Raw genomic sequence first — 8,569 nt, forward strand, 5'->3', positions numbered from 1 at the left:
GGTACAGAACTGTAAACGTGTCCCTACACAAATAAAAAACCCTCTCCGTGGGGAGAGGGCCCTGCGTAGCAGGGGGTGAGGGGTATCTGCCACGCCACCGGAGTTCTTCTCAGGCGAGACTGCGGGGCCGGGTGGGCGTGTCGGTCAGGGCGGCGTACACGAAGGTCCGCAGGTCGTCGCGCACGCGGTCGGGGGAGAGGAGCAGCTGCGTCATGAAGATCACGGCGAGGTCCTCGGTGGGGTCCACCCAGAAGTACGTGCCGGCCGCGCCGCCCCACGAGTAGTCCCCGGCGTTCCCGGCGCGCAGGGTACGCACAGGGTCGAGCGTGACGGCGAACCCCAGGCCGAAGCCCACGCCGGCGGCGCTGGTTTCCGAGACGGCGATGGGTGACAGGGCCATGCGGGCGATGTCGGCCCCGCCGGGCAGGTGGTTGCGGGTCATGAGTTCCAGGGTCTTGGGGCTGATCAGGCGCGTGCCGTCCAGTTCGCCGCCGCGCAGGAACAGGCGGCACAGGCGCAGGTAGTCGGCGGCGGTGGAGACGAGGCCGCCCCCGCCGGACACGAAGCGCGGAGGGCGCGTGAAGCGTCCGGCGGTCGGGTCGAACAGCACGCGGCCCTGCCCGGTCAGGGCGTAGCAGGGCAGGAAGCGGTCCAGTTTGTCGGCCGGAACGTGAAAGCCCGTGTCCGTCATGCCCAGCGGCGTCAGGATGCGTTCCTGCACGAAGTCCTCGAAGGGCTGTCCGCTCAGGCGTTCGATCACGTAGCTGAGCACGTCGGTGGCGGCCGAGTAGTGCCAGTGCTCGCCGGGCTCGTGTTCCAGCGGCAGCTCCGCCAGAGCCGCGACGAATTCCGGCAGGGTGGTCTTCACGCCCAGGCCCAGGTCGCGGTACGCGCCGTCCAGGTGCCCGCCCTGCTGGATGTGGTAACTCAGGCCGGACGTGTGGCGCAGCAGGTCCACCATCTGCATGGGGCGGCGCGGCGCGGCACTGCTGAAGCTGCCGTGCGTGCCGCCGGTCCACACGCCCAGGTTCGCCCACTCCGGCAGCACGGAGCTGACCGGGTCGCTCAGGGCGCTCAGGCCTTCCTCGACCAGCATCATGAACGCGAGGCTCGTGATGGGTTTGGTCATGGAGTAGATGCGGAAGATGTGATCGTCCCGCAGCGGCGTGCCGGCCTCCACGTCCGCGAGGCCCTGCGCCCGCTGGTGAACGACTTGCCCCCGGTGGTACACCAGGGTCAGGGCGTTCGGGAGGATGCCGGTGTCCAGGTAGCGGGTTTTCAGGTGCGTTTCCCAGCGCTCCAGGCGGGCCGGGTCCAGGCCAGCTGGGTCCAGGCCTGCCCCGGCGGGCGCGGCGCGGGTCATCAGACGCCCAGGTACGCGCTGCGCACGCGGTCGTCGGTCATCAGCGCCTGCTGCGGGCCGTCCAGCGTGATCTGTCCGCCTTCCAGCACGTACCCCCGGTGCGCGATGCCCAGGGCCGCGAAGGCGTTCTGCTCGGCCAGCAGGACCGAGACGCCCTCGGCGTTCACGCGCTGCACCGCCTGGAACACCTGCTCGACGACCAGCGGCGCCAGCCCCAGGCTGGGTTCGTCCAGCAGCAGCAGTTGCGGGCGGGCCATCAGCGCGCGGGCGATGGCGACCATCTGCTGCTGCCCGCCCGACAGGCTCCCGGCGGGCGCGCCGCGCTTCTCGACCAGCGCGGGGAACAGTTCGTACACGCGTTCCAGCTCCCGCGCGGTGCCGCTGGCGTCGCGGCGGTGCACGAACGCGCCCAGGCGCAGGTTCTTCTCGACGCTCAGTTCCGGGAACAGCAGGCGGCCTTCCGGGCACTGCGCCACGCCGTTCGCCACGTTGACTTCCGGGCGTCCGGTCGTGAGGCTCCTGCCGTTCCATGTGGCGCTGCCGCCGCTGGGGCGTTGCAGGCCGCTCAGGGTGCGGAACAGGGTGCTCTTGCCCGCGCCGTTCGCGCCGAGCAGCACCACGATCTCGCCGCTCTGCACGGTCAGGTTCACGCCCCGCAGCGCCGTGAAATGCCCGTACTTCACGTTCAGGTCGCGGATCTCAAGCATGTGCCCCTCCCTTCTGCAGCGTGGTCTCTGCGGGGGTGGTCTGGCCCATCTGCCCGCCGTGCGCGTGCGATCCCAGGTACGCCTCGATCACGGCCGGGTCGCGGCTGACCTGCGCGGGCGTGCCCTGCGCGATCTTCTGCCCGTGGTGCAGCACCAGAATCTGATCGGCGAGTCCCATCACGAGGCTCATCTTGTGTTCCACGAGCGCGACCGTCAGGCCGCCCGCGACCAGTTCGCGGATCAGGGCCATCAGGTTCACGGTCTCCTCGGGGTTCATGCCGGCGGCCGGTTCGTCCAGCAGCAGCAGTTTCGGGTCGCTGGACAGCGCCATGGCGATCCCCACCCGTTTCTGCCCCTCCTGCGTCAGCGCCCCGGCGGGCAGGTGCGCCTGCGCCGCCAGCCCCACGCGGGTCAGGGCGGCCATCGCCCCGTCGCGGCTGCCCTGCACGTCCTGCCGTTCACGGCCGGTGCGCAGCAGCGCGTCGAGCAGCCCGGCGCGCGTGCGGACCCGGTGGCCGATCATGGCGTTTTCCAGCACCGACAGTTCCCGGTAGATGGTGGTCGTCTGGAAGGTGCGGGCAATGCCGCGCGACACGACCTCGTGCGTCTTCAGGCGCGTGATGTCCTCCCCGGCGAACTGGATGCGGCCCGAGGTGGGCTGGTAGAACCCGCTGATCAGGTTGAAGAAGGTGCTCTTGCCCGCGCCGTTCGGCCCGATGATGGCCGTGATCTGCCCGGCGGGAATGCTGGCCGTCACGTCCTTGACGGCGTGCAGTCCGCCGAAACGAATTCCCAGATCCTGAACTTCAAGCACGGTTCACCTCCTGCGCCTGCGCGCGGCCCTGCGCCCGCACGGCCCGTCTGGCGCGTTCCCGCAGCCACAATCCCACCAGTCCCTGCGGCGCGAACATCACCAGCACGACCAGCAGTGGCCCGAAAATCAGGAAGCGGTAGTCTTCCAGGCCCTGCAGCGCCTGCGTCAGGCCGTACATCAGCGCGGTGCCCAGCAGCGGCCCGGCCAGGGTGCCCAGCCCGCCGACCAGCAGGTACAGCAGGATCGTGAACGTCTGCGCCGGGGACGCCGCCGCCGACCCCAGGAACCCGATGTACACGGCGTACACGCCGCCCGCGAAGCCCGCGATGGCCGTCGAGAACATCATGGCGCGCAGTTTGTGGGCGTACACGTTGATGCCGGCGCTGCGCGCGAGGTCCTCGCCGCCCCGGATGGCGATCAGGGACAGGCCGAAGGTGCTGCCGCGCGCGCGGGCGACCGCCACGACCGTCAGGACCAGCGACACGAGCGCCAGGTAGTAGAACCCGGCCGAGAGTTTCAGGCCCAGCGCCTGCGCGAAGGCTTCCAGGCCGGCGGGGGGGTTCACGCCGTTCAGGCCCTCGTTCCCGCCGGTCAGCGAGTCCCACTTGTTGATGACCAGCATGATGATCACGCCCACGCCCAGCGTGAAGATCGCGAACACGTCCCCGCGCGTGCGGAACGCCACCAGCCCCAGCAGCAGACCCAGCGCCGCGCACAGCAGCACCGCCGCCGGCCACGCCAGCCAGAAACTCCACCCGGCCTTCAGGGTCAGGATGCCGACCGTGTACGCGCCGATGGCGAAGAAGCCCGCGTGCGCCAGCGGCAGCTGCCCGGTGTAGCCCAGCAGCACGTTCATGCCGTACGCGACCATCGCGAAGATCATGATGTTCACGCCGATGTCCAGCAGGTACCCGCTGGGCCGCAGCAGCGGCAGCAGCGCCGCGACGACCAGCAGCGCCGCCCAGCCCCAGGACACGCGTTTCATGCGCTCCTCCGGAACAGACCCTGCGGTTTGAGGGCCAGGACCAGCACCAGCACCGCGAAGCCGATCACGTCCGCGAAGTCCGTGCTGATGTACGCCCCGCCGAACGTCTCGGCGAAGGCCAGCAGGAACGCGCCCACGATGGCGCCTGGCACGCTGCCCATGCCGCCCAGGATGATGATGGCGAACACCTTGAGGTTCATGACCTCACCCATGCTGGGCGACACCAGGTTGATGGGCGCGATCAGGGCGGCCGCGACCGCCGCGAGCGCCCCGCTGATCGCGAAGGTCAGCATGCCCACCCGGTTCGTGTCGATGCCCACCAGCCGCGCGCCCTGCCGGTTCTGGCTCATGGCCTCGATGGTCGCGCCGGTCAGGGTGCGTTTCAGGAAGTAGTTCAGGCCGAACACCACCAGCACGCTCGCGGCGATCACCAGCAGGCGCTGCCCGGTGACGGTCACGCCGCCCACGTTCACGATGGTATTGATGGGTGACGGCATGGTCTGGAATTCCGGGCCGAACACGCGCGGGTGCGCGATGGCGGCCTCCATGAAGAACAGCACCCCGATCGCGGCGATCATGGGCTGCACGTGCGGCGCGTCCCGCAGCGGGTAGAAGATGAAGCGTTCCATCAGGGCGGCGATGGCGGCCACCAGCAGCGCCGCCACCAGCAGCGACAGCAGGTACGGCCAGCCCAGCCGGGTCAGTCCCGCGAAGGTGAAGTAGGCGCCGAGCATGTACAGGCCGCCGTGCGCGAAGTTCGGGACGCGCATCACGCCGTAGACCAGCGTCAGGCCCAGGGCGACCAGGGCGTACACGCCGCCCAGCGCCGCGGCATTGAAGAGTTGTTGCAGGAACAGGGTCAAGGGAACACTCCGTGGGAAAGGCAGGGACGGATCACGCTGGAAAAAAAGCGCCCCGACCGATGCGGGGCGCGGAGAGGGGTGCTTACTTGAAGACTTTCGCCATGCGCAGCTTGGTGTACTTGCCGCCCTTGACGCTGGCGATCACGAACTCGGCGTCCACGTGGCCTCCGGCGGTCACGCCCGCGAGTTTGTACACGGTCTTGCCGAGCGGCAGGGCCTTGGCGGCGGCGTCCAGTTTCGCGCGGATCGCCTTGGGGTCGTCGGTGGTGCCCGCGAGTTCCATGGCCTTGGCAATGATGTTCATGCCCATGTAGTTCAGCGCGGCCTCGCTGGTGGGGATCTTCTTGAACTGACGCTGGTACTGCGCCTTGAACACCTGCGTGCCGGCGTACTCGATGGTGGGCAGGATGCCCACGCTGCCGTCCAGGTACGAGCGGGGCACGATGGTGTCCATCTGCTCGAACTTCGCCTGGTCCATCACGATGAACCCGCCCTTGAAGCCCTGCTCGCGCGCCGCCTTCACGACCAGCGCGGTGGGCTGGCTGGGACCGCCGATGAACAGCACGTCGGGTTTCTCGGCCAGGGCCTTGCTGACGGCGCTGGAGTAGTCGACGGTGGTGTTGTAGTCCACGCCGTTGTTCGCGCCGACCGTGCCGCCCTGTTTCTTCCATTCCTCGACCAGACCCTCGGTCCACTGCTTACCGTAGGCGCTGGTGGTGGGGATCAGTCCCAGTTTCTTGCCGAAGGCTTTCATCTGGGTGGCCGTGAACGGCTGGAAGTAGTTGTCGAAGCGCGGCGGCAGCATGAAGGTCATGGGGTTCTTCGCTTCGAGGATCTTGGGTTCGCTGGAGTACGCCACGAGCAGGAATTCCGGGTCGCGGGCCGTCAGGGGCTGCACGGTCAGGATGCCGCCCGAGTGCGGAACGAACACGATGTTCGCGCCCTGGCTGGTCAGGCGGCGCACGTTGGTGGCCGTCTCGTTGGGCAGGTAGCGGTCGTCCAGCGACACGAGCTTGAAGGTGACCTTCTCGCCCTTGACGGTCACGCCGGTCTGGTTGAGTTCCTTGATGGCCATCTCGAGGCCGCTCTGCACGTCCTTGCCGTAGAAGGCCGCGCCGCCCGAGAGGGGGCCGGAGTACCCGATGCTGACGACCTTGTCGGCCAGGGCGGAACCGGCCAGGGCAGCGAACAGGGCGGGGAAGAGGAGACGTTTGTTCATAGGAACCTCCCGTGGACAGCGCGAAGGGACACCAGCTGCCCCGACTTCTGAAACGCTGAACGTAGTACAAGTTGTGAGTGCAGATCATGGTGGCACGCGCCCGGTGGGGTGTCAATCACCCTTCGGGTCACCACCGGCGGCTGGCACATGAAAAGTCGGCGGCGCGCCAGAAGCTCAGACGCGCCGGAAAGAGGCCGCCTGGGGCGCCGAACGAAAGCCCAACGAAAGATGCTGGGTCGATCCAGACCGCAACACCCCCGCCCACGCAGCCGCGCCCTACACTGATGAGCTGTGACCGACCCCGCCCCCACCCGCAACCCGGCCCCCCGCAGCCGCGCCCGCATGCTGGAACTGGTGTTCCCCAAGGACACCAACTACCACGGCACCGCCTTCGGCGGCTGGGTGCTGTCCCTGATGGACAAGGCCGCCAGCATCGCCGCCGTCCGGCACGCCGGGGGGAACGTCGTGACCGCCCGCATGGACGGCGTGGACTTCCACGTACCGATCCGCGTTGGAGACGCCGTCGCCCTCGACGCGCAGGTCGTGAAGGTCGGCCGGACCAGCATGACCATCCGCGTGGACGTGTACCGCGAGGACATGCCCACCGGCGAACAGGAACTCGCCACCACCGGGTACTTCGTGTTCGTGGCGCTCGACGACCACAACCGCCCCCGCCCCGTGCCGGCCCTGGCCGACGGGCACGACACCAGCAGCGCCCACCCGGACCCCGAGGCCCGCCCGTGACGACCCCCGAACACCCACTGCACCTGACCCTGGTCCGCCACGGCGCGACCGACTGGAACGGCGCCGGCCGCTGGCAGGGCTGGACCGACACCCCGCTGGGCCAGCTGGGCGAAACGCAGGCCGCGCGCCTGCACGCCCGCCTGCGCGGCCGCGCCTTCGACCGCGTGTACAGCAGCGACCTGAGCCGCGCCGCCCGCACCGCCGAACGGACCCTGCCCGGCCAGCCCCTGACCCTGGACGTCCGCCTGCGCGAACTGAACTTCGGGCAGTTCGAGGGCGTCACCACCGCCGACGTGCAGCGTGACCCCGCCTACCACGACTGGCAACGCGACCCCTGGGCCCTGCCCGCCCCCGGCGGCGGCGAGAGCCTCGCGCAGGTCGGCGAGCGGCTGCGCGACTGGGCCGGGGAACTCTCGCCGGGCCGCGTGATCGCCTTCACGCACGGCGCCGCCATCCGCGCCCTGCTGTGCACCCTGTTCGACTGGCCCGCCCGGCCCGTGCCCGGCTACGTGCTGCCCTTCGACTACCAGCTGGCCCACACCAGCCTCACCACCCTGACCCGCGCCGGGGACCGCTGGACCCTCATGACCTACAACGACCACGCCCACCTAGAAGACTGATCCGGACCCGCAGAGTGGCGGCAATACGGGTTCCGGGTGATCCCCGGACCCGCCGGCCGTCCGGATCAGGCCGGCGGCTCGACCTCCAGCTCGGCGGCCAGTTCGGTCAGGAAGGCGCGCATGGTGCGGGTGCGGCGCCGCGCCTCGACCTGACCGGCGGCCGTGAGGAAGGTGCCGTCCAGGCGCAGCAGCTTCGTGAAGAAGTGATCCACCGTGAACGCCAGGTCGTCCGGTTCGCGCGCCTGCGCCCAGGGATCGAGCGGGTCCAGCAGCGCCCGCCCCAGCTGACCGCCCACGCCCGCCACGCGCAGCACCCCCAGCGCGCCCAGGGCGTCCAGGCGGTCGGCGTCCTGTAGCGCCGCGCCCAGCGGCGTCTCCGGCCGCGCGCCGCGCGAGTAGCTGTGGTCCCGCACGGCCAGCGCGACCTCGTTCACCCCGTCGGGCGTGAACCCCAGGCCCGGCAGCGCCTCGCGCACCGCCTGCGCGCTCCGTTCGCTGGCCTGCGCCCGCTGCGGGTGGTTCTTGGGGAGGTTCACCACGTCGTGCGACAGGGCCGCCGCGACCGCCAGGACCGGCGGCACGTCCGGCGCGCAGCGCAGCGTCCAGCGGGCCACCCGCAGCAGGTGCGCGTCGTCGTGCGCGGCGTCCGGGCGCATCTGCGTCTGCACCCAGGCCCACACGCCGTCCAGGCGGGCATCCAGGGCCAGCAGCGGTTCCAGCGGGACGGGCGGTCGGGCAGAGGGGAGGGTCACGCGTGCAGTATGCCAGCCGCCCACACGCGGTCCGGTGTGCAAAATGTCACGCCCGCCCGCACAACCGTGACGGCCGGGTGACGCCCGTTCAGTTACGCTGCGCACCATGACCGCCCACCTGCCCCGGCGCCCCTCGATCCTGATCGTGGACGACAGCCCCGGGGTCCGCCAGACCATGGAGTTCCTGCTCGCGCCGCACCTGCCGGTCCGCGTGGCCGACAGCGGACAGGCCGCCCTGGCCGCCCTGACCCCCGACACCGCCCTGGTCCTGACCGACGTGCGCATGCCCGGCATGGACGGCGTGGAACTGGCCCGCACCCTGCGACGCACCCACCCGCACCTGCCCGTCGTGTTCATGACCGGCGTCGTCGAGGACGACCTGCGCGCCGAGGCCCGCGAACTGGGCGTTCTGGACGTCCTGCGTAAACCCCTGCGGCCCGGCGTGCTGTTCCCGGCCCTTCAGGAATGGCTGGCCGACAGCGCCGCCACCCTGCCCGCCGCC

Annotated in this window: 10 protein-coding genes; 3 read left to right on the plus strand and 7 right to left on the minus strand. The window is 70.1% G+C overall.

All coding sequences use genetic code 11. From position 1 onward, the window contains the following. Positions 1–109: 109 nt before the first annotated feature. The 6 genes from CBQ26_RS15610 to CBQ26_RS15635 all read right to left on the minus strand — a co-directional run bounded on the left by CBQ26_RS15610 (position 110) and on the right by CBQ26_RS15635 (position 5,951). Complete coding sequence (locus CBQ26_RS15610) at positions 110–1,363, minus strand: serine hydrolase domain-containing protein (protein ID WP_088249552.1); 1,254 nt, start codon at positions 1,361–1,363, stop codon at positions 110–112. After that, positions 1,363–2,070: an ABC transporter ATP-binding protein gene (locus CBQ26_RS15615; protein WP_088249553.1), complete on the minus strand. Its 708-nt coding sequence runs from the start codon at positions 2,068–2,070 to the stop codon at positions 1,363–1,365. The genes CBQ26_RS15610 and CBQ26_RS15615 overlap by 1 nt, the downstream gene beginning before the upstream one ends. Further along, positions 2,063–2,884, minus strand: coding sequence for an ABC transporter ATP-binding protein (locus CBQ26_RS15620; protein WP_088249554.1), 822 nt, complete (start codon positions 2,882–2,884; stop codon positions 2,063–2,065). The genes CBQ26_RS15615 and CBQ26_RS15620 overlap by 8 nt, the downstream gene beginning before the upstream one ends. Next, positions 2,877–3,869, minus strand: a complete 993-nt coding sequence (locus CBQ26_RS15625) for a branched-chain amino acid ABC transporter permease (protein ID WP_088249555.1) — start codon at positions 3,867–3,869, stop codon at positions 2,877–2,879. The genes CBQ26_RS15620 and CBQ26_RS15625 overlap by 8 nt, the downstream gene beginning before the upstream one ends. Then, the gene (locus CBQ26_RS15630) at positions 3,866–4,732 is read right to left on the minus strand and encodes a branched-chain amino acid ABC transporter permease (protein ID WP_088249556.1); all 867 of its coding nucleotides are present in this window, start codon (positions 4,730–4,732) and stop codon (positions 3,866–3,868) included. The genes CBQ26_RS15625 and CBQ26_RS15630 overlap by 4 nt, the downstream gene beginning before the upstream one ends. An 82-nt stretch (positions 4,733–4,814) precedes the next feature. Further along, positions 4,815–5,951 (minus strand): ABC transporter substrate-binding protein, encoded by a 1,137-nt coding sequence (locus CBQ26_RS15635; protein WP_088249557.1) that lies wholly within the window; start codon positions 5,949–5,951, stop codon positions 4,815–4,817. A 342-nt stretch (positions 5,952–6,293) separates the two neighbouring features. Here CBQ26_RS15635 and CBQ26_RS15640 point away from each other — a divergent pair, with 342 nt between their 5' ends. Both CBQ26_RS15640 and CBQ26_RS15645 read left to right on the plus strand, forming a co-directional pair. After that, a complete protein-coding gene (locus CBQ26_RS15640; RefSeq protein WP_088249574.1) occupies positions 6,294–6,695 on the plus strand; it encodes an acyl-CoA thioesterase in 402 nt (133 codons plus the stop codon). Further along, positions 6,692–7,315, plus strand: coding sequence for a histidine phosphatase family protein (locus CBQ26_RS15645; protein WP_229844106.1), 624 nt, complete (start codon positions 6,692–6,694; stop codon positions 7,313–7,315). Before CBQ26_RS15640 ends, CBQ26_RS15645 begins: the two co-directional genes overlap by 4 nt. A 65-nt stretch (positions 7,316–7,380) precedes the next feature. On the opposite strand, the gene CBQ26_RS15650 is transcribed toward CBQ26_RS15645, so the two are convergent. Beyond that, a complete protein-coding gene (locus CBQ26_RS15650) occupies positions 7,381–8,067 on the minus strand; it encodes an HD domain-containing protein (RefSeq protein WP_229844107.1) in 687 nt (228 codons plus the stop codon). A gap of 106 nt (positions 8,068–8,173) precedes the next feature. Between CBQ26_RS15650 and CBQ26_RS15655 the strand changes: the two genes are divergently transcribed. Continuing rightward, positions 8,174–8,569: response regulator (locus CBQ26_RS15655; protein WP_143342172.1), on the plus strand; the 396-nt coding region annotated here is incomplete at its 3' end.

The sequence above is a fragment of the Deinococcus indicus genome (assembly GCF_002198095.1).
Taxonomy (GTDB): domain Bacteria; phylum Deinococcota; class Deinococci; order Deinococcales; family Deinococcaceae; genus Deinococcus; species Deinococcus caeni.

Excerpts from the sequence above, each read along its gene's own strand:
- CBQ26_RS15610 (WP_088249552.1), bottom strand. The coding sequence starts at position 1,363 with ATGACCCGCGCCGCGCCCGCCGGGGCAGGCCTGGACCCAGCTGGCCTG.
- CBQ26_RS15615 (WP_088249553.1), bottom strand. The coding sequence starts at position 2,070 with ATGCTTGAGATCCGCGACCTGAACGTGAAGTACGGGCATTTCACGGCG.
- CBQ26_RS15625 (WP_088249555.1), bottom strand. The coding sequence starts at position 3,869 with ATGAAACGCGTGTCCTGGGGCTGGGCGGCGCTGCTGGTCGTCGCGGCG.
- CBQ26_RS15635 (WP_088249557.1), bottom strand. The coding sequence starts at position 5,951 with ATGAACAAACGTCTCCTCTTCCCCGCCCTGTTCGCTGCCCTGGCCGGT.
- CBQ26_RS15640 (WP_088249574.1), top strand. The coding sequence starts at position 6,294 with ATGCTGGAACTGGTGTTCCCCAAGGACACCAACTACCACGGCACCGCC.